The organism is Amycolatopsis sp. NPDC024027 (assembly GCF_040638975.1).
Taxonomy (GTDB): Bacteria; Actinomycetota; Actinomycetes; order Mycobacteriales; family Pseudonocardiaceae; genus Amycolatopsis.
Window position 1 is genome coordinate 175,776 of record NZ_JBEZYY010000001.1, and the last position, 19,034, is coordinate 194,809.

The following is a 19,034-nucleotide window of genomic DNA, read 5'->3' on the forward strand; positions in this document are numbered from 1 at the left end:
GACTTCATCGGCCTCATCGCAGCGCCGCCCGGGACAGCCGGTCGGCGTGCCGCGTGGTCTCCGGCAGCCGGTAGCGCGGGGTCAGCGCCAGCGTCAGCCGGCAGGCGTGGGCCAGGCCGATCCGGTGGCCGGCCGAGACGTACACCGGCTTGACGCCGTCCTGGGTCCGGAGCACCGCGCCGACCTCCTCCCCGGCGTCGACCAGCGGCTCCGACGACCCGCGCACGTGCGCCGGCGTGCCGTGCGAGCCGATGAACCGGGTCTTGCCGACGCCGAACGCGGGCAGTCCGGTCAGCACGCCGAGGTGGCAGGCCAGGCCGAAGCGCCGGGGGTGGGCGCGGCCGTGACCGTCGCAGACCAGGACGTCGGGCGTGCGCTCCAGCCGCTCGAGCGCGGCCAGCAGGGGCGGCAGCTCGCGGAAGGCGAACAGGCCCGGTTCGTACGGGAAGACGGCCTTCGCGCGGTGGGTCCGCTCCTCGACCACGGTGAGCCCGGTGGTCTCGAGGGTGACGACGGCCGCCGCGATGCCGCCGGTGTCGTCGTAGGCGACGTCGAGGCCGGTGACCGTCGGCGGCAGCTCGGGGCAGTCGTCGGCGAGCTCGACCCGGCCGCGAAGCCGTTCCTGCACGGCGAGCGCCTCCTCGATCGTCGCCGGCCAGTCCTCGGTGTGCACCAGGTCACCCTGCCACAGCCGCCCGTTCCCGCCGACTAAGTTGGGTCCATGGCGGACAGCACCCCCGAAGAGGCCTCCGAGCCGAAGGCCGCGGAGACGACCGAGATCCCGGCCGAGCCGACCGACGACATCGTCACGACCCAGCACACCTTGACCGTGAAGCGGAAGAAGCTCGCATACACGGCGAAGGCGGGGCGGATCGTCCTCCGCAAGGAGATCGTCAAGGACGGCAAGTCCGAGGGCGTCAAGGCGAAGGCGGAGGTGTTCATCACCTCCTACACCCTCGACGACGCCGATCCGGGGTCGCGGCCGGTGACGTTCGCCTTCAACGGCGGCCCCGGCTCGTCGAGCATCTGGCTGCACATGGGCCTGCTGGGACCGCGCCGGGTGCTCTCGGGCGACGTCGACGACCTGGTGCCGCCGCCGTACGGGCTGGCCGACAACCCCGAGACGCTGCTGGTGCACAGCGATCTGGTGTTCATCGACCCGGTGTCGACCGGCTACTCGCGCGCGTCCGAAGGCGGCGAGACGAAGGACTTCCACGGCTTCAAGGGCGACATCGAGTCGGTCGGCGAGATCATCCGGCTGTGGGTGTCGCGCCACCAGCGCTGGCTGTCGCCGAAGTTCCTGGCCGGCGAGTCGTACGGCACGCTGCGCGCCGCCGGGCTGGCCGCGCACCTGCAGGACCGGCACGGGCTGTACCTGAACGGCCTGCTGCTCATCTCGTCGGTGCTCGACCTGGGCACGCTGCGGTTCACCGAGGGCAACGACCTCCCGTACTCGCTGTACGTGCCGACGTACGCGGCGATCGCGCACTACCACGGCCTGCACGGCGAGCGCCCGCTCGACGACGTCCTCGCCGACGCCGAGGACTTCGCGGCGAAGGACCTGCCGTGGGCGCTGGCCCGCGGCGCCCGGCTGTCCACTCAGGACCGGACGGACGCGGTGGCCACGCTGGCGTCGCTGACCGGCCTCGCCGAGTCCTATGTGGACCGGGTGAACCTGCGGATCGAGCACGTCCGGTTCTTCACCGAGCTGCTGCGCGACCGCGGCCTGACGGTCGGCCGGATGGACGGCCGGTTCACGACGTGGGAGCCGGACGGCGGCCGCGAGCACATGAGCGACGACCCGTCGATCTCCCGCGTGGTCGGCGCGTACGCGGCGGCGTTCAACCACTACGTGCGGGCCGAGCTCGGGTACGCCAACGACCTGCCCTACGAGCTCATCAGCGAGGACACGTTCAAGGCGTGGTCGTACTCGGACTTCGAGGGCCGTTCGGTGTCGGTGGTGGACTCGCTGAGCGCGGCGATGCGCGCGAACCCGCACCTGAAGGTGCACGTGGCCTTCGGTCACTACGACGGCGCGACGGCGTACTACGCGGCCGAGCACGTGCTGGCCCACTTGCAGATCCCGGAGGAACTGCGCGAGAACATCGACTCGGCGTACTACCCGGCGGGCCACATGATGTACATCCACGAGCCGACCCGGGTGCAGCAGTCGAAGGACCTGGCGAAGTTCGTCAAGAAGGCGTCGAACCGCTGAGCACGGCCCGCAGCCGCCGCCACTGCGCGACACCCACGACGACCTGCGTCGCCACCGCGAGACCGGCGTAGCCGGCCAGCCACGCCCGCCACTCCGGTGGCTGGGCGTGGCCGACCAGCGGATCGATCAGCGCCGGAACGGCGTAGATCCCGGGCATCGCCACGAGCAGGTCGTGCCGCCGCAGGGCGGTGTCCACGGCCCGGGACGTTGCGTCCTCCGCGATGACCGGACGCCGGAAGACGTCGGTCACCATCGCGGCCGTGACCGCCGCGCCCAGGGCCAGCAGGAGGAGCCGGCTCCCCGCGTACGTGCGGTACGGCGTCGTGGCGGATCCGCGCCCGGAAGCCAGTAGCCGAGGTGCTGGGCGATGATGAGGAAGAAGACGTACGAGCTGTCCATCAGCTCCCCGCCGCGGACACCGGGCAGGAAGACCAGGCCCGCGAACCCGATCATGACGGCCGCGTACCCCAGGCCGGCCACGACGATCCACCGCCACGCCCCTGGGGGCCGCGCGCCGGCACGGAAGCCGAGCCGCAGGGCCAGCAGGTCGGTCATCGTCGGCACCTCGACGCGGTGCTTGACCAACCAGCGACCGGCCGCCGCGCGCTCCGCGTCCGTCACCGCGGCGGTCACGGGGTCACCGTTCCGTAGTGGCCGCGCGGCAGGCTCTGGCGCCGGGCCTCGATCGCGGCGCCGACGTGGACCGCCACCACCAGGACGAAGTACCCCACCGCGGGCACGAACCGCGCCGGGGGCCACGGCCAGCTGGTGGACAGGTCGATCCAGACCAGGAACGTGAACGTGAACGGCGCCGCGAACGCGCGGGTGTCGTGGGCCCGCACGGCCGCGTCGACGGCGGCCGAAGCCTCGTCCTCGGCGATCACCGGGGCGCGCAGGGCCCGGGCGAAGACCGGGGCCACGCTCGCGGCGCCGATCACCAGTGCGGCCGCCAGCCCGCCGGGTTGGCGGCGTACCACGCGCCCAGGACCACGCCGCCGCCGAACGTCGTCACCACCGCGGCGAGGTACCGCCGGCCCACCTGCCCGGCCGCCACCCAGACCACGGAGAAAGCACGCTGTAGGCCTGGTAGGACCGCGTGGCCGGCACCCGGGCCCCGACGCGCACCGCGAGCAGCGGCGTCGGCTCGTCCACCACCACCACGCCGCGGCGGGCCGGCCACGCCCGCGTCCCCTGTCTCTCGGCGAACGTCGTCCATGCTGCTTCCACCACCATCGAACCTCCCCCGTCCCGCCGTACACGCTCGAAAGGCCGGAACGGTTTACCGGCCGTAGAAGCCGGGCGGCAACCGGTGGCGGCGGACCAGCAGCCAGCCCGTCAGCTGCATACCGGCCACGGTCACCAGGTACGCCAGCGCCGACCACCCCAGCGGGCCGGGCGCCGCCCAGTCGACGACGAAGATCGGCATCGCCAACACGGCGTACACCACGCTCGAGGCGAACCGGTACGCGTCCTCGGCCCGCAGCAGCCCGTCGACCCACAGCGACGTCCGGTCCTCCGCGATGACCGGTGCGCGGAGCACCCGGCCCAGCACGAACGCGGTCGCGCCCGCCCCGACGGCCAGCGCGAAGGTGTGCACCCCGACCGCCACCGCCGGCGGGTACCAGTGCTTCCAGGTGAACCGCGGTTCGGTCAGGAAGGCCGCCGCGCACAGCGCCGCCCCGCCGGCGAACGTGACGGCCGTCGAGACGAGGTACCACCAGCCGACCCGGTGCACCGCGCTCCGGAGCGGGGGTGGTGCACCGGCGCCGGTCAGGCGCTCGGCCAGCTGATCACGACGTTGCGCGGCCCGCCAGCGCAACCCCTGGAACACGGCGACGAGCACGGCCAAGACGGCGGCCTGCCCCGGCAGGTCCGCTGCCTTGAACAAGGCGCCGGTGGACCACCACAGGACCCAGAAGACGATCGCGTACGGGGGTGTCCCCCGCCCGCCGTTCGCGCGCCCGCCGATGCGCAACGCCAGCAGCCGCGTGGGCAGCCACACCCGCACCCCGCGCCGGGCCAGCCACAGCCGCGTGCGGCCCACCTCGAGCACCGTCGGCTCGCCGGGCAGCCGCGGGTCCACCGGCAGCGCCGGTTCGCGCACGATCAACGGACCTCCCCCAGTCCCCACGTACACGCGGAGCACCCCGGAAAGGTTGTCTCAGGTGCCGAAAGCGCCGCGAGCACCGTGTTCGCGGTCCGCGCGACCGACCACGGAAACGGCCCACCTCCCGGAGGAGATGGGCCGTTTCCGGGCGAAAAACTACTTCAGGTACTGCGAACCGCGCGTCACCGCCGCGTAGGCGTCGACCGCGCCGTGGCCGTAGAAGCCGTTGAACGACGGGTCACCCTCGCAGGTGGCCGTGAACGTCGCGTCGCGGCCCTCCTTCAGGTAGTCCACCGTGCGGGGCACCGGGCAGGCGATCTTCGCCGCGGTGCCCTCGAGGACGCGCTGGACCTTGTCGGGGTCCAGGCCGAACTCGCCGTGCGACTTCTTGCCGTACTGGGAAATGATCAACGCCGCGACGCCGGTGGCGTGCGGGGTGGCCATCGACGTTCCCTGCAGCCACTGGTAGTAGCCGACGCGACCGTCCGGGGCGGTGGCCTTCTTGACGCCCGCGGTCAGGCCGGCTTCGGTGATGTTGCCGTCCGCGTCGATGTTGCCATCGGCGATTCCCACGTTCTTCGGGTACGTCGAGAGGATTTCGTTCTCCACCGTGCGGTACCACGGCGTGCCGAAGCCGTCGCGGAAGAAGCCGCCCGGGGCCGACACCGAGATCTGCTCGAGGCCGTAGTTCGAGTAGTCCGCCTTCTTCTGGGACGGGCCGAACGAGCTCACGCCGATGGTGTGGTTGCCCTCGACCGGCAGGCTGAGGCAGCTCGAGTTGTCCACCGTGCGCGGGTGCGTGCCGTTCGCCGGGTAGTCGGGGCTCGTGGTGTCCGGCTGCGGTGCGCCCAGGTCGGTGTGCTGGTTGCCCAGCGCGACCACCATCGTGACGCCCTTGCGGTGCGCGTAGTTCAGCGCGCGCTGGGTCGCCTCGATGATCGTGCGCTGCTCGGCCTGTTCGGCGGCCGAATCCGCCGGGTTCGCCGTGCAGTTGTACAGCCACGGGTCCGTGTAGAACGACATGTTGACCACGTCGATGCCGGCGTCGCCGGCGTAGGTCAGCGCGTCGACCGTCGGCTGCAGGAAGAAGAAGCCCGAGTCCTGGCCGGCGCGGATGTTCACCAGCGTCACGTTCGGCGCGACACCGGAGACGCCGAAGCCGTTGGCCGCGGCGGCGATGGTGCCGGCGACGTGCGTGCCGTGGCCGCCGTCGTCGTGGTTGGCCGGGTCGACGCAGCCGCGGAACTCGCACGGCCCGTCGACTTCGGCGCCGTTGACGTCGGTCGGGATGTCGCGGGTGAAGTTGCGCGAGTCGGCCTCGTCGAAGTTCGGCGCGATGTCCGGGTGCGTGCCGTCGATGCCGGTGTCGATGACGCCGACCTTGACCTGCTTGCTGCCCGGCTGCTTGGTGCGCGAGAGGTCCGAGCGGACGGACTTGAGGCCCCAGAGCTGGTCGTCCAGCGGGTCCAGGCCCGCCGACGCGGCCGCGGCCGGCTTCTTCGAAGAAGCGGTGCCGCGGCCTTCCTTCTCGACGCCGGCGTCACCCTTGGTCTTCTTGCCCGTCTTCGGCACCGAGCCGATGGACTGGGCCTTGGCCGCGCCGAACACCGCGCGGTTCGTGGCCACGCGCTCGGTGAAGCCGGTGGCCGGCGCGCTGGCCCTGATCAGGCCGACCGCGGTGTTGGTCTCCAGGACCGTGCCGCCCGCGGCCTTGATCGCCTGCTGGGCGCCGCCGATGCTCTGGACGTCCTTGGCGAGCACGGTGAATTCGGTCGCCGGGCCGGCCAGCGCGGGCTGCGCCGACGCGACCGGGACCGCGACCGCGGAAACCGCGCCGAACAGCGGCACGGCCAGCACCGCGGCCAAAAGCCTGGGTCTCTTCACGTTTCTCCTCCTCGCGGAAAGCGGTTCCTGCACCGTATAGACCGGACATAGCGCGTACAACGGCAAAAAGTACGTTATGGAACAACCGACTTCTGCTCGGCGAAGTGACAAGCTGACAAGTGCCCGTCGGTCCTGGGCACCAGCTCCGGCACCTCCGACGCGCACCGGTCCTCGGCCTTCCAGCACCGCGTGCGGAACCGGCACCCGGACGGGGGATCCAGGGGACTCGGCACGTCGCCGGTCAGCCGGATCACCTGGCGGTGCCCGCGCACGGCCGGGTCCGCCACCGGCACCGCGGACAGCAGCGCCTGGGTGTACGGGTGGGACGGCCGTTCGTAGATCTCCTCTTCGGTGCCGAGCTCGACGATCTTGCCGAGGTACATCACCGCGACCCGGTTCGACAGGTGCCGCACCACCGAAAGGTCGTGCGCGATGAAGACGTACGACAGGCCGAACTCGCCCTGCAGGTCACCGAGCAGGTTCATCACCTGCGCCTGGATCGAGACGTCCAAAGCGGACACCGGCTCGTCGCAGATGATCACCTTCGGCCGCAGCGCGAGCGCCCGCGCGATGCCGATGCGCTGGCGCTGGCCGCCGGAGAACTGGTGCGGGTAGCGGTTGAGGTGCTCGGGGTTGAGCCCGACCACCTCCAGCAGTTCGCGCACCTTGCCCGCCCGCGAGCCCTTCGGCGCGACCTCGGAGTGGATCTCGAACGGCTCGCCGACGATGTCGCCGACCGTCATGCGCGGGTTGAGCGAGGTGTACGGGTCCTGCAGCACGATCTGGATCTCGCGCCGCAGCTTCCGCAGCTCGGCGCCGCGCATCGCGAAGATGTCGCGGCCCTCGAAGGTCGCCGTCCCGCTCGTCGGTTCTTCGAGCCGCATCAGCACCTGGGCCAGCGTCGACTTCCCGCAGCCGGACTCGCCGACGACGCCGAGCGTCTCGCCCGGCATCAGGTCGAACGAGACGCCGTCGACCGCCTTGACCTGGCCGATCGTGCGCTTGAACAGGACGCCGACGCGGACCGGGAAGTGTTTCTTCAGGCCGGTGACCGACAGAATGGGTTCCGCCGACGTGCTCTTCCCAGCGGAGGCGGAATCAGATACTGCCACGGGAGCTCACCACCTCTTCGGCGAAGTGACACGCGCTCGTGCGGCCGAAGCCGAGGGCGTGCTGGGGCGGAACCTCCGAGGAGCAGCGCGCCTCCGCCCGCTTGCACCGCGGGTGGAACGGACAGCCCGGTGGGATGTGCAGCAGGCTCGGCGGCAGGCCCTTGATGGTCTCCAGCGTCTGTCCTTTGAGGTCGAGCCGGGGCAGGGAATCCATCAACGCCGCGGTGTACGGGTGGCCCGGCGCGCGGAACAGCTCGCCGACCTCGGCCTGCTCGACGATCCGGCCCGCGTACATCACCGCGATCCGGTCGGCGACCTCGGCGACCACGCCCAGGTCGTGGGTGATGAGCACCAGCCCCATCTTGCGTTCGGCCTGGATCTCGCCCAGCAGGTCCATGATCTGGGCCTGGACGGTGACGTCGAGGGCGGTGGTCGGCTCGTCGGCGATGAGCAGGTCGGGATCGAGCGCGAGGGACATCGCGATCATCGCGCGCTGGCGCATGCCGCCGGAGAACTGGTGCGGGTAGTCCTTGATCCGCCGGTCCGCGGCCGGGATGCGGACGGTGTCGAGCAGCTCGATCGCGCGCTTCCGCGCGTCCTTTTTGGACATGCCGAGCCGGACGCGCAGCTGTTCCTCGATCTGGAAGCCCACGGTGAACACCGGGTTCAGCGCGGACAGCGCGTCCTGGAAGATCATCGCGATCTCGCTGCCGCGGACTTCGCGACGGCGTTCGCCGGGCGCGGTCAGCAGGTCCTCGCCGCGCCAGCGCACGGCACCGCCGGTGATCACGCCCGGCGGCATGTCGAGGATGCCCATCACCGTCTGGGCGGTGACGCTCTTCCCGGAACCGGACTCGCCGAGCACCGCCAGCGTCTCGCCCGCGTGCACGGAGTAGCTGACGCCGTTGAGCACGTTCGCCACGCCGTCGGACGTCCGGAACTCGACGCGCAGATCTTCCACCTCGAGCAGAAGTTCGTTGTCGGACAAGGAGATCTACCTCGACTTCGGATCGAGCGCGGTGCGGATGCCGTCACCGAGCATCACGAAGGCCAGCACGGTCAGGGTGACGAAGGCGCCGGGGAACAGCAACATGTGCGGGTCGTTCTGGAAGTAGTCCTTCGAGTCGGAGATCAGCACGCCCCACGAAACCACCGGCGCGCGCACGCCGATGCCGAGGAAGGCGAGCGTCGCTTCGGCACCGATGAACGCGCCGAGCGCGATGGTGGCGTACACCAGCACCGGCGCGATGGTGTTGGGCAGCAGGTGCCGGAAGATGATCCGCGGGGTGCTGGCGCCGAGGCCGCGCGCGGCCTTGACGTAGTCGAGCTGCTTGGCCACCAGCGTCGCCGACCGCATGATGCGCATGGCCACCGGCCAGCTCAGCACGGCGATCGAGCACACCACCTGGACGATGATCGTGACAGCGCCGGGGTTCGAGCCGGGTGCGTTGAACGTCGTCAGGATGACGATCGCGCCGAGGATGAACGGCAGGCCCGCGAAGATGTCGCCGAAGCGGGAGAGCAGGCTGTCGACGAACCTCCCGTAGTAGCCGGCGAGGATGCCGACGAGCGAGCCGAAGAGAACGGTCAGCAGCGTGGAGAACACGCCGACCAGCACCGAGGCGCGGGTGCCGTAGATCGTGCGGGCGTAGACGTCGGCGCCCTGGTTGTCGTAGCCGAACCAGGCGTCCGCGGACGGCCCTTCGTTGGCGTGGGCCAGATCGCTGAAACCCGCGTCCCGCGAGCTGAACAGGCCGGGGGCGATCGCGAGCAGCACGATGAACAGGATGATCACCGCCGAGGCGATGACCGCGGGCTTGCGCCGCAGCTGCTGCCAGGCGTCGCTCCACAGGCTGCGGGCTTTCTGCGGGCTGGTGGCGGAGTCGTCGACGCGGGACAGCTCGGCCGCGTCGGCACCGCCACCACCCACCAGGTTCGGGTCAGTCATAGCGGATCCTCGGGTCGAGAACGGCGTAGAGCAGGTCGACGATCAGGCTCATCAGCAGGTACACCAGCACCAGCAGGACGACGACGCCGACGACGGTCGCGCTCTCCCGGTCCTGGATGCCGCGGAAGATCAGCCGGCCCAGCCCGTTGATGTTGAACACGCCTTCGGTGACGATCGCGCCGCCCATCAGGGCGCCGAGGTCGGTGCCGAGGAACGTGAGCACCGGGATCACCGAGTTGCGGAGCAGGTGGACGCCGACGACCCGGCTCTGCGGCAGCCCCTTCGCGATCGCCGTCCGCACGTAGTCGGCGCGGCGGTTTTCGGCGATGCTGCTTCTCGACAGCCGGGCGACGTATGCCATCGACAAGCTGCCGAGCGCGATGCCGGGCACGATCAGCTCGCCGACGCTCGGATCCTCCGACACGCTGGCCTCGATCCAGCCGAGTCCGTTGCCGCCCAGCGCGAGCTGCAGCACGATCGCCGTGACGAACACCGGCAGCGAGATCAGGAACGTCGTGGACACCAGCACCAGGTTGTCGAGGAAACCCTTGCCGCGCAGGCCGGTCAGCACGCCGGCGGTGAGGCCGATGACGGCCTCGATGGCGACGGCGATCACGGCCAGCCGCAGCGTGATCGGGTACGACGTCGCGATCAGCTCGCCGACGGAGGTGCCGTTGAAGGTTTCGCCCCAGTCGCCGGTGAAGAGGCTCCCGAGGTACTTGAAGTACTGGACGAAGATGTTGTCGTTCAGGTGGTACTTCTCGGTCATCTGGGCGACGTAGGCCGCCGGGCAGGCGGCCTGGCCGCACTTGCCCGAGAACGGGTCGCCGGGCAGTGCCCAGACCAGGACGTAGATCAGGAACGTGGTGCCGAAGAACACCGGGATCAGCTGGAGCAGCCGTCGCAGGACATAGCGGATCATGACGAGTTCCTCGTGCGCGCCGGCCGTCGTGAGTGGTAAGGCGGGTCAGACCCCTCCTTACCACTCACGACGGCGTGGTGGTGGTTGCGGCAGGTCAGCGCGCCACTACTTCTTGAGGACCTCGATGGACGGGTAGTCCGGCATGCGCCGGAAGTCGAGAGCCGCGGACTTGAGGTTCTTCGACTTCGCCGCGACGCCCTTCTCGTCCCACACCGGGATCGACGGCAGGTCCTTGGCGATCAGGTCCTCGGCCTGCTGGTACAGCTTGACCGCCGCGTCCTTGTCGGCGGTGGCGTCCGCCTGCGCGAGGAGCGCGTCCACCTGCGGGTTCGAGTAGCTGGAGTCGTTCGAGGATCCGCCGGTCTTGTAGATCGGGTTGAGGAAGTCCTCGATGGACGGGTAGTCCGCGGACCAGTCCGAGCGGCCCATGCCGGTCAGCTTCTTCTTGGTGACGATGCTGCGCCACTGGCCGAAGTCGGTCGCGGGCACGAAGTCGCACTCGACACCGAGGGTGTTCTTGATGCTGTTGCAGGCCGCGACCAGCGGTTCCTTGCGGCCACCGTCCGCGTTGGACGCGATGGTCAGCTTGCCCTGGAAGCCGGACTTCTGGAACGCCGCCTTGGCCGCCGCCGGGTCGAAGTGGCAGAACTGGCAGACGCCTTCGCGGGCACCCGGGATGCCCTGTGAGATGTAGCCGTCCGCGGGCACGTAGGTGTCGTTCATGACGGTCTTGGTGATCTGCGCGCGGTCGATCGCCATCGAGACGGCCTTGCGCAGCTCGAGGTTGTTGTAGCCGGGCACGTAGTACGGCACGGCGATGGTGCTGATCCCGAGCAGGTGGCCGGTGACCAGCCGGTCGCCGAGGTCGTTCTTGTACTTGCCGCCCGCGACCGCCGACGGCGGCAGCGCCTCCATGAAGTCGAGCCGCCCGCTCAGCAGGTCCTGGTAGGCGGTCTCCTGGCTGGCGTAGATCTTGATGTCGAGGTCCTTGAAGTGGACCTTGTCGTCACCCTTGTAGTCGTCGTTGCGGGTGAGCTTGATGTCCTGGTTCGGCGTCCGCGAGACGAACTTCATCGGGCCGTTGCCGATCGGGTGCTGCTCGAAGCCCTTGGGGTCCTTGAAGAACGCGTCGGGCAGCGGCGCGAACGCCTGGTACCCGACCTTGATGTCGAACACCGAGAACGGCGCGTCCAGCGTCACCTGGAACTCGTAGTCGCCCTTGGCGACCAGGCCGGACATCTTGTCCGTGGCCGGCTTGGCGTTCTCGTCCTCGGGGTGGACGTCCTTGTACCCCTGGATGTTCGAGAAGAAGTCGGTGTTGAGCTGGCCGTTCGGCCCGTAGGCGCCGTAGTTCCAGGCGTCGATGAAGTTGTGCGCCTTCACCTCGGTGCCGTCGTGGAACTTCCAGCCCTGCTTGATCTTGATGTCGTAGACCTTGGAGTCGGTCGTCGTGATCGAGTCCGCCATCAGGTTGAACGGCTTGGCGTCCGCGCCCTTGAACCCGACCAGGGTGGCGAACATGACCTGGATCGCCTTGGTGCCGCCCAGGTCGTTGATGTTCGTCGGGACCAGCGCGTTCTGCGGCTCGGTGCCGTACACGCTCACCGTGCCGTCCGGGTTCGTCTCGCCGGCGCCCGCGGAGTTGCTGCCCGAGCCGCCGCCACCGCACGCAGCCAGCACGAGCGCCAGCGAGGTCATCACCACCGTGGGTCCCCAGAGCCTGCGCGAACGACGCATGATCCCCTCCATCTCCGTCTGCCCGAAAGATGGGACGCACGCTATCGGGGGCGGTGAAGCTGATCACAGGAGTGCGGTGTTGCAAATGTGTGACGGTCGTCAGGACCACCTGGTTGGAGTACAACCAACGTAGGAATCCGGATACTCCGGACGGTCCAACGCGGACAGCAGGTCATCGCGCGCTCACCCTCGGTCCCGTTGTGGCACAAGCCCTTTCGGGCGGCCGAACGGTCGGTCAGGCAAGCGAGAGGGCGATGCCGTCGAGGATGTCGTGCTCGCTGACGACCAGCTCCGTCGGGCCGCCGCGGGCCGCCAGCTGCTCGGCGAGGGTCTGGACCACCACCGCGCCGCCGCCGATCACGTCGACCCGGCCCGGGTGGATCACCGGGTTGGCCGCGCGGGTGGCGTGGTCCTCGCTGAGCAGGCGGGACGCGAGCCGGTCGATGTCCGCCGCGCTCAACGTGGACAGGTGCACCCGCTCGCTGTCGTACTCCGGCAGCCCCAGCGCGATGGCCGACAGCGTCGTCACCGTGCCCGCCACGCCCACCCACGTCCGGGCGCGGGCGACGTCGACCACGTCGAACGCGTCCGTCAGCACCTTGCCCGCCAGGTCACGGGCGGTCGCGATCTCGCTCGCCGTCGGCGGGTCGCTCTTCAGCGCGCGCTCGGTGATGCGGACACAGCCGATGTCGACGGACTTCGCCGCGAGCACGTCGGCCCGCTTGCCGTCCCAGGTGCCGAGGACCAGCTCCGTCGAGCCGCCGCCGACGTCGACCACCACGAACGGGCCGTCGTCCGGGTCCTGCTCGCCCACCGCGCCGGTGAACGACAGCCGCGCCTCTTCGTCGCCGCTGATCACCTCGGCCTCGGTGCCGAGGGTTTCGCGGGTCATGCGGAAGAACTCGTCGCGGTTCTTCGCGTCGCGGGTCGCGGACGTGGCGACCATGCGGACCTTCTCGACGCCCTTGCGCCGCGCGGCGATCGTGTAGTCGGCGAGCGCGGCCCGGGTGCGCTCGAGGGCCTCGGGGGCCAGCTCGCCGGTGGCGTCGACGCCCTGGCCGAGCCGGACGATCCGCATCTCGCGGTGCAGGTCGCGCAGGTCGACCGTGCCGTCGTGGCGCGGCGTCAGCTCGGCGACGAGCAGGCGGATGGAGTTGGTCCCACAGTCGATCGCGGCAACACGAGGCATGCGATCACCCTAACCGGCGCGGATGCGTCAGGTCGTGGGCGTCGGCGGCGTGGTCGTGATCAGGACGACCGACGTGGGCACCGACGTGACGATCTGCCCGCACGTCGGTTCGGGCGGCGTGGTCTTCGTCGGCGTGGTGGTGGTCTCGGTGGTGGTACCGGTCGGTGCCGGCACGGTCGTGAAGCTCGTGATCGTCGTCGGGACGGCCGTCGTGGTCGTCGGCGGCACGCACGTGGGCGACGACGTGGTCGGCGGCTCCGAAGTGGCCGGCGTGGTCGGCGGCGGCGTGGAAACCGTCGTCGCCGGGACCGGCGGGGGCGGGATCGACGGCGGTGCGGGCAGGGCCGCCGCGTTCGGCGCGCCGATCGGCACCGTGCTGTCCGGCACCTGCATGATCCCGTTGCGGTAGGCGTCCGCCCACAGGATCACCGTGTTCACGTACGTGTCGGAGTTGTTGTACCGGTAGATCGCCCCGCGCAGCTGGTCCGGGTTCGCCAGGTCGAACCCGCCCGAGCACAGGTAGCGGCCGGTGGCCAGTGCGGCGTCGAAGAGGTTGTTCGGGTCGGACTTCCCGTCGCCGTTGCCGTCGGACGCGTAGCCCTTCCACGTCCCGGGGATGAACTGGGTCGGGCCGACCGCGCGGTCCCACACCGGGTCGGTGTCGAGCAGGCCCTGGTCGGTGTCCGGGATCGCGGCGAAGCCGCCCTGGCCGTTGAGCTGCGGGCCGAGGATCGGCTCGCGGGTGGTCCCGGCACTGTCCACGTAGCCGCCGCGCGCGTGGTTGGACTCGATCCGGCCGATGCTGGCGATCAGGGCCCAGTCGATGTGGCAGGCGGGCTGTTCACGGCCGAGGATGTCGGCGGCGGTCTTGTACGCGGCGAGCGCGGTGGCCGGGATGCCGAGCGGGCCGTCCGGGAGCTCGTAGGCCGGCAGGGGCATCGGGGTGGGCACGCCGGGGAGGGTGCCGTCGACGGCGATCTGCTGGAGGGCGGCGTGCCCGGGGTCGTAGCCCTGGCCGAGCGCGGCGTCGCGGGTGTGCTCGCCGGTGCCGCCGAGCCAGCCGAGGGTGCCACCGCCGGCGACCAGCGCCGGGACCACGGCCAGGATGCCGGTGATCAGGGGGTACGCGGTGCGGTGGCGGATCCCGAATCTCCGGGCGTAGCTCCCGGCTGCGTCTCGCAGCCGCCGCACGCGCATGCTCAGAGCCCTCCTGGCCGGATCGGTCGCCACTCTCGGGACACAGCCTGCCGCACCTGCGGCGAAGTTTCAGCCCATCGAGAGACGCGATCGAGGTTTTCGCTCACCCAGACCAGTTATCTGTTCACAGCCCGCGAGTGTTACGCGGCGCAGTCTCCCGTGGGCCACCCGTTCGCCTTAAGCAGGGCCAGCGTCTCGTCACCGAACGGATTCACGCCGGGACCGACAGCCAGGGAATGGGCGACGTGCACGTGCAGGCACTTGACGCGGCCGGGCATGCCACCGGCGGTGACCTGGTGGCCGAGCGGCTCGATGGCGTCCCGCTCGGCGAGGTAGCCCTCGTGGGTGCGCTGGTACTGCGCCGCGAGCTCGGGATCGGTGGTCAGCCTCTCCGTCATCTCCTTCATGATCCCGGACGCCTCGATGGTGCCGATCATCGAGTTCAGCTTCGGGCAGGTGAGGTAGTAGAGCGTCGGGAACGGCGTCCCGTTCTCCAGCCGCGGGCTGGTCTGCACCACGGAGGGGTGCCCGCTCGGGCACCGCGCGGCGATCGCGCGCAGCGCCCGCGGCGGCCGTCCGAGCTGCTCCGCGATGATCTCGCGGTCGGCGTCGGTGACGGGCTCGAACCGGTGCTGCTGCGTGCTGTTCACGCGCACCAGGCTAATGCGTGCCCCGCGCCACCCGGCCCGCGCCCCAGGCGCCCCAAGGCCCGCTTCCGGCCGCAGTGAATGACTCATTCCTGGCGTGCGACGCCAGGAATGAGTCATTCACTGCGCTTCAACCGCCCGAGACCTGGTTCCAGAGGTTCTCGTACCAGGAGCTGCCCGCGACCTGCTGCTGCCCGGCCGGCGGGGCCGCGTCGGGCGCCTTGTCCTCCGGCAGCTGGACGATGTACGGCGTCTCGCCCGGCTTGACGTACCGCAGCCGCCTGCGGGCTTCGGCCTCGATCTGCGCGGGGTCGCTCAGCTCCGCCTTGCGGCCTTGGAGCTGAGCGACCTCCTGCTGCAACTGAGCCTGCTGGGCCTGCTGTTCGCGGACCTCGGTCCGCTGGGAGAGGTACGTGCGCAGGGGCACGGCGATGGTGAACGCCAGCGCGCACACCACGATCGCCACCACCGCCGCGCGGCGGGTGGTGGACATGCCGAGCACCTTCGCCGCACCCGACGCCCGCTTCGCCGCCAAGCCCCGGCGCAGCCGGGCCCTGGTGGTCTCCGCGTCGCCGGTGCGGCGGCGCGCCGCTTCGGGGCGGCGGGCCGGTGCGGGCCGGTTGGCCCGCGAAGCCCCGCCGCCACCGGCGCGGCGGCCGCGTGTCCTCCCCCGGTCCGCCATCGGCGTCAGGCCTCGGCGCTGAACCGCGGGAAGGCCAGCTCGCCGGCGTAGCGGGCGGCGTCACCGAGGGTCTCCTCGATGCGCAGCAGCTGGTTGTACTTGGCGATCCGCTCGCCGCGGGCCGGGGCACCGGTCTTGATCTGGCCGACGCCGGTGGCGACCGCCAGGTCCGCGATGAACGTGTCCTCGGTCTCGCCGGAGCGGTGGCTCATCATCGACTTGTAGCCGAACGACGTGGCCAGCGAGATCGCGTCGAGCGTCTCGGACAGGGTGCCGATCTGGTTGACCTTCACCAGCAGCGCGTTGGCGGCGCGGCGGGTGATGCCCTCCTCCAGGCGGTCCGGGTTGGTGACGAACAGGTCGTCGCCGACGATCTGGACCTTCTCGCCGATCTCGGCGGTCAGGGTGACCCAGCCGTCCCAGTCGTCCTCGCTCAGCGGGTCCTCGATGGAGACCATCGGGTAGTCGCGGATCAGCTCGGCGTAGTAGGCCGACATCTGCTCGGCGCTCTTCTTGCTGCCTTCGAAGGTGTACGCGCCGTCGGCGAAGAACTCCGTCGCGGCGACGTCCAGCGCGAGCGCGACGTCGCGGCCCGGGGTGTACCCGGCCTTCTCGATGGCCTGCAGGATCAGGTCGAGCGCCTCGCGGTTGTTCGCCAGGTTCGGCGCGAAGCCGCCTTCGTCGCCGAGACCGGTCGAGAGGCCGCGGCCCTTCAGCACCGACTTCAGCGAGTGGTAGACCTCGGCGCCCCAGCGCAGGGCCTCGCGGAAGGTCTCCGCGCCGATCGGCGCGATCATGAACTCCTGGACGTCGACGTTGCTGTCCGCGTGCGAACCGCCGTTGAGGATGTTCAGCATCGGCACGGGCAGCACGTGCGCGTTCGGCCCGCCCAGGTAGCGGAACAGCTCCAGCTCGGCCGACTCGGCGGCGGCCTTCGCGACGGCCAGCGAGACGCCGAGGATGGCGTTCGCGCCGAGGCGGGACTTCGCCGGGGTGCCGTCGAGGTCGACCAGCTTCTGGTCGACGATCCGCTGGTCGACGGCCTCGATGCCGACCATCTCCGGGCCGATCTCGTCGAGCACCGCGGCGACCGCGCGCTCGACGCCCTTGCCGTTGTAGCGGCCGGTGTCGCCGTCCCGCAGCTCGACCGCTTCGTGCTCACCGGTCGACGCACCCGACGGGACCGCGGCCCGCGCCAGGGTGCCGTCGTCGAGAGCCACCTCCACCTCGACCGTCGGGTTGCCGCGCGAGTCCAGAATCTCGCGCGCGCCTACCTGCTCGATGAGAGCCACGCCATGCTCCTCGGTGCGTCGTGCCTGCGGTTTCGCGCCCAGCCTAGCCGTCGCGGCAGTTCACCCGTTGGAGGCACGGCCGGTAGCGGCCGGTCCTCAGCCCTCCGCGCGGATCGCCTGCCAGCCCGGCGGCAGCTCGACGGTCTCGGACGTCTGCTGCCAGAAGGTCCAGCTGTTGCCCCCGAGATCGGCGACGGTGTACACCCGGGCGCCGTACGGCTGGTCCTGCGGCGGATCGAGCTCGCACTCGTCCCCGAGCGCGGCGGAGATCCGCTCGTAGTGCTCGTCGACGTCGTCGACGTAGACGATGTTGAGCTGGCCGACCGGGCCGTCGACGCCCTTGGCCTGCCAGTAGTCCGGGCCGACGCCCGCGATCTGGATCCGCGCTTCGCCCGCGCGCAGGGTCGCCTGGAAGACCTCGCCCGCCGCGTCGCAGAACCGGACCTCCTCGGTGAAGCCGAAGGTCCTGGTCAGCCAGGCGAGCGCCGCCGTGGCGTCGGCGTAGTAGAGGTAGGGCGCCAGGCCCCGGTACCCGCTGCTCATGGCGGCACAGTCCATCACGTCCCGATCGGAGGCGTGTGCAAGCCCCTCTCCACGGGTAACGTGGGAGCGACCATGACGGACGCCGCAGCTGCTTCGCAGCCTCCCGAGGAGTCGCGGTTTCATGCCTTCCGCCAGGCCGAAGACCTCGTCGGCCGCCGTCGTCCGCTCGACGCGCTGAAGGCGTTGCAGCCCCTCCTGGAATCCGAAACGGACAAACCATCGGTGCACCTGCTGGCCGGGCGCGCGTACTTCCAATCCGCTCAGTTGCGGCGCGCCGAAGCGGCGTTCACCCGGGTGCTCGAACTGGACCCGACGGATCACTACGCGCGGTTCATCCTGGGCCGCACGCTGCAGCGCCTCGGCCGGCTCGTCGAGGCGCTGGCGCAGATGAAGATCGCCTCGGCGATGCACCCGGTGCCGGAGTACCTCGAGGCGATCAGCGAGGTCAAGGCCCGCATCGCGCTGCGCGACCCCTGAGCCGCCAGTGCCGAACGGCCCGGGTCACCTCAGCCGTTCGGCCGACCGAGGCAGGCCCCTCGACCGATGTCCGGCAGGCCCTCGTTCGGCGAAGCTGGTTCCAGACCGAACAGGGAGGGACCACGATGTCGATCTTCGCCACGCTGGGTGCTTACGCCGGACTGCTGCTGCTCGTGCTGATGGCCGTCACGCCGTTCGTCGCCGACCGGGAACTCTGACGCATCAGGGCGCGACACTCGCCTCCGCGTAGGCGTCCGCCGCGCTGAAGACGTCCTGGCCGTACGCCAGGGCCTGGTTGTAGAACAGGATCGCCCGCCACCAGCCGGCCGGGGTGCCGAGGTCGTCGCCGCCCGAGCAGAGGAACCGGGCCGCCGTGAAGGCCGCGTCGTCGATGTTCTGCGGGTCCGGGGTGCCGCCGTCGCCGTTCGCGCGCTCCTGGTACTTCTTCCACGTCGACGGCAGGAACTGCATCGGGCCGATCGCGTGGTCCCACGACTTGTCGCCGTCGAGCTTGCCGCCGTCGCTGTCGTGCACCGCCGGGATGCCCGGCGAGCCGTCCAGCGGCGGGCCGACCACCGGTTTCGCCACCCGGCCGTCCGCGCCGATCGCCGCGAGGTCGAACTCCCCGCGCTCGTTCTCGACCCGGCCGATGCCCGCGAGTGTCGCCCACGAGAGGTGGCACGTCGCCTTCTGGCGCTGCATCCACATCTCCGCCCGCCCGTACGCCGCCAGCGCGCGCACCGGGACGTGCGTCTTGTCCGCGACGCGGGTCGCCCACGCGTCCAGTTCGGCCCGGTCGGACACCTGCGGCCGGTCGACCGGCGCGGCGAGGCCGGCCCGCGGCGCTTCGGCGCCGGGCTGCGGACGCTGTTCGGGGATGGCGAGCGCCGGCTGGACCGGAGGCGACACCGTCGGCGCGTCCGGGTTCCGGACACCGATGGTGACGACCAGGACCACGCCGGTGAGCACGAGCCCCACCGCGAGGGCCGCCCGGCCGAGATACCGCCGCGGCGGGCCACCCGAAGGAGGGGGTCCCGGAGGCGTGACGGTCGGCTGAGCGGTATCGGCCACCCGAACAGGTT

At 70.7% G+C, this 19,034-nt stretch carries 21 protein-coding genes; 2 read left to right on the plus strand and 19 right to left on the minus strand.

Annotation, left to right across the window (positions count from 1 at the left end; translation table 11 throughout):
- Positions 1-13: 13 nt before the first annotated feature.
- Complete coding sequence (locus AB0F52_RS00765) at positions 14-673, minus strand: endonuclease V (protein ID WP_360163135.1); 660 nt, start codon at positions 671-673, stop codon at positions 14-16.
- A 48-nt stretch (positions 674-721) separates the two neighbouring features.
- Here AB0F52_RS00765 and AB0F52_RS00770 point away from each other — a divergent pair, with 48 nt between their 5' ends.
- The gene (locus AB0F52_RS00770) at positions 722-2,215 is read left to right on the plus strand and encodes a peptidase S10 (protein ID WP_360163137.1); all 1,494 of its coding nucleotides are present in this window, start codon (positions 722-724) and stop codon (positions 2,213-2,215) included.
- On the opposite strand, the gene AB0F52_RS00775 is transcribed toward AB0F52_RS00770, so the two are convergent.
- The 17 genes from AB0F52_RS00775 to AB0F52_RS00855 form a co-directional block, all read right to left on the minus strand.
- Complete coding sequence (locus AB0F52_RS00775; protein WP_360163139.1) at positions 2,193-2,465, minus strand: hypothetical protein; 273 nt, start codon at positions 2,463-2,465, stop codon at positions 2,193-2,195. The genes AB0F52_RS00770 and AB0F52_RS00775 overlap by 23 nt on opposite strands.
- A complete protein-coding gene (locus AB0F52_RS00780; protein ID WP_360163141.1) occupies positions 2,462-2,848 on the minus strand; it encodes a hypothetical protein in 387 nt (128 codons plus the stop codon). Before AB0F52_RS00780 ends, AB0F52_RS00775 begins: the two co-directional genes overlap by 4 nt.
- A complete protein-coding gene (locus tag AB0F52_RS00785; protein ID WP_360163143.1) occupies positions 2,845-3,192 on the minus strand; it encodes a hypothetical protein in 348 nt (115 codons plus the stop codon). The genes AB0F52_RS00780 and AB0F52_RS00785 overlap by 4 nt, the downstream gene beginning before the upstream one ends.
- On the minus strand, positions 3,150-3,278 hold the full coding sequence (locus AB0F52_RS00790) for a hypothetical protein (RefSeq protein WP_360163145.1): 129 nt from the start codon (positions 3,276-3,278) through the stop codon (positions 3,150-3,152). The genes AB0F52_RS00785 and AB0F52_RS00790 overlap by 43 nt, the downstream gene beginning before the upstream one ends.
- Before the next feature lie 216 nt (positions 3,279-3,494).
- On the minus strand, positions 3,495-4,325 hold the full coding sequence (locus tag AB0F52_RS00795) for a hypothetical protein (RefSeq protein ID WP_360163147.1): 831 nt from the start codon (positions 4,323-4,325) through the stop codon (positions 3,495-3,497).
- Between the two features lie 153 nt (positions 4,326-4,478).
- Positions 4,479-6,206 (minus strand): S8 family serine peptidase, encoded by a 1,728-nt coding sequence (locus AB0F52_RS00800; protein ID WP_360163149.1) that lies wholly within the window; start codon positions 6,204-6,206, stop codon positions 4,479-4,481.
- Between the two features lie 74 nt (positions 6,207-6,280).
- Positions 6,281-7,318 carry a dipeptide ABC transporter ATP-binding protein gene (locus AB0F52_RS00805; RefSeq protein ID WP_360163151.1) on the minus strand — a complete coding sequence of 346 codons (1,038 nt, stop codon included), beginning with the start codon at positions 7,316-7,318 and terminating at the stop codon, positions 6,281-6,283.
- Positions 7,305-8,306, minus strand: a complete 1,002-nt coding sequence (locus tag AB0F52_RS00810) for an ABC transporter ATP-binding protein (RefSeq protein WP_360163153.1) — start codon at positions 8,304-8,306, stop codon at positions 7,305-7,307. The genes AB0F52_RS00805 and AB0F52_RS00810 overlap by 14 nt, the downstream gene beginning before the upstream one ends.
- A gap of 6 nt (positions 8,307-8,312) precedes the next feature.
- Positions 8,313-9,266: an ABC transporter permease gene (locus AB0F52_RS00815; protein WP_360163155.1), complete on the minus strand. Its 954-nt coding sequence runs from the start codon at positions 9,264-9,266 to the stop codon at positions 8,313-8,315.
- Positions 9,259-10,188 (minus strand): ABC transporter permease, encoded by a 930-nt coding sequence (locus tag AB0F52_RS00820; RefSeq protein ID WP_360163157.1) that lies wholly within the window; start codon positions 10,186-10,188, stop codon positions 9,259-9,261. The genes AB0F52_RS00815 and AB0F52_RS00820 overlap by 8 nt, the downstream gene beginning before the upstream one ends.
- A gap of 105 nt (positions 10,189-10,293) precedes the next feature.
- Positions 10,294-11,925 (minus strand): ABC transporter substrate-binding protein, encoded by a 1,632-nt coding sequence (locus AB0F52_RS00825; protein ID WP_360163159.1) that lies wholly within the window; start codon positions 11,923-11,925, stop codon positions 10,294-10,296.
- A 235-nt stretch (positions 11,926-12,160) separates the two neighbouring features.
- Positions 12,161-13,114 carry a Ppx/GppA phosphatase family protein gene (locus AB0F52_RS00830; protein ID WP_360163161.1) on the minus strand — a complete coding sequence of 318 codons (954 nt, stop codon included), beginning with the start codon at positions 13,112-13,114 and terminating at the stop codon, positions 12,161-12,163.
- A 27-nt stretch (positions 13,115-13,141) separates the two neighbouring features.
- The gene (locus AB0F52_RS00835; RefSeq protein WP_360163162.1) at positions 13,142-14,311 is read right to left on the minus strand and encodes a lytic transglycosylase domain-containing protein; all 1,170 of its coding nucleotides are present in this window, start codon (positions 14,309-14,311) and stop codon (positions 13,142-13,144) included.
- A 140-nt stretch (positions 14,312-14,451) separates the two neighbouring features.
- Positions 14,452-14,961, minus strand: coding sequence for a DUF501 domain-containing protein (locus AB0F52_RS00840; RefSeq protein ID WP_360163164.1), 510 nt, complete (start codon positions 14,959-14,961; stop codon positions 14,452-14,454).
- Between the two features lie 127 nt (positions 14,962-15,088).
- Positions 15,089-15,451, minus strand: coding sequence for a septum formation initiator family protein (locus AB0F52_RS00845; protein ID WP_086845214.1), 363 nt, complete (start codon positions 15,449-15,451; stop codon positions 15,089-15,091).
- 194 nt (positions 15,452-15,645) lie between these two features.
- Positions 15,646-16,932, minus strand: coding sequence for a phosphopyruvate hydratase (gene eno, locus AB0F52_RS00850; RefSeq protein ID WP_360163166.1), 1,287 nt, complete (start codon positions 16,930-16,932; stop codon positions 15,646-15,648).
- A gap of 96 nt (positions 16,933-17,028) precedes the next feature.
- Positions 17,029-17,475, minus strand: coding sequence for a VOC family protein (locus AB0F52_RS00855; RefSeq protein WP_360163168.1), 447 nt, complete (start codon positions 17,473-17,475; stop codon positions 17,029-17,031).
- Positions 17,476-17,547: 72 nt separating this feature from the next.
- Between AB0F52_RS00855 and AB0F52_RS00860 the strand changes: the two genes are divergently transcribed.
- Positions 17,548-17,952, plus strand: coding sequence for a tetratricopeptide repeat protein (locus AB0F52_RS00860; protein WP_360163170.1), 405 nt, complete (start codon positions 17,548-17,550; stop codon positions 17,950-17,952).
- Positions 17,953-18,174: 222 nt separating this feature from the next.
- Here the strand turns inward: AB0F52_RS00860 and AB0F52_RS00865 are convergent, their stop codons facing one another.
- The gene (locus AB0F52_RS00865; RefSeq protein WP_360164561.1) at positions 18,175-18,921 is read right to left on the minus strand and encodes a murein transglycosylase; all 747 of its coding nucleotides are present in this window, start codon (positions 18,919-18,921) and stop codon (positions 18,175-18,177) included.
- Positions 18,922-19,034: the final 113 nt, after the last annotated feature.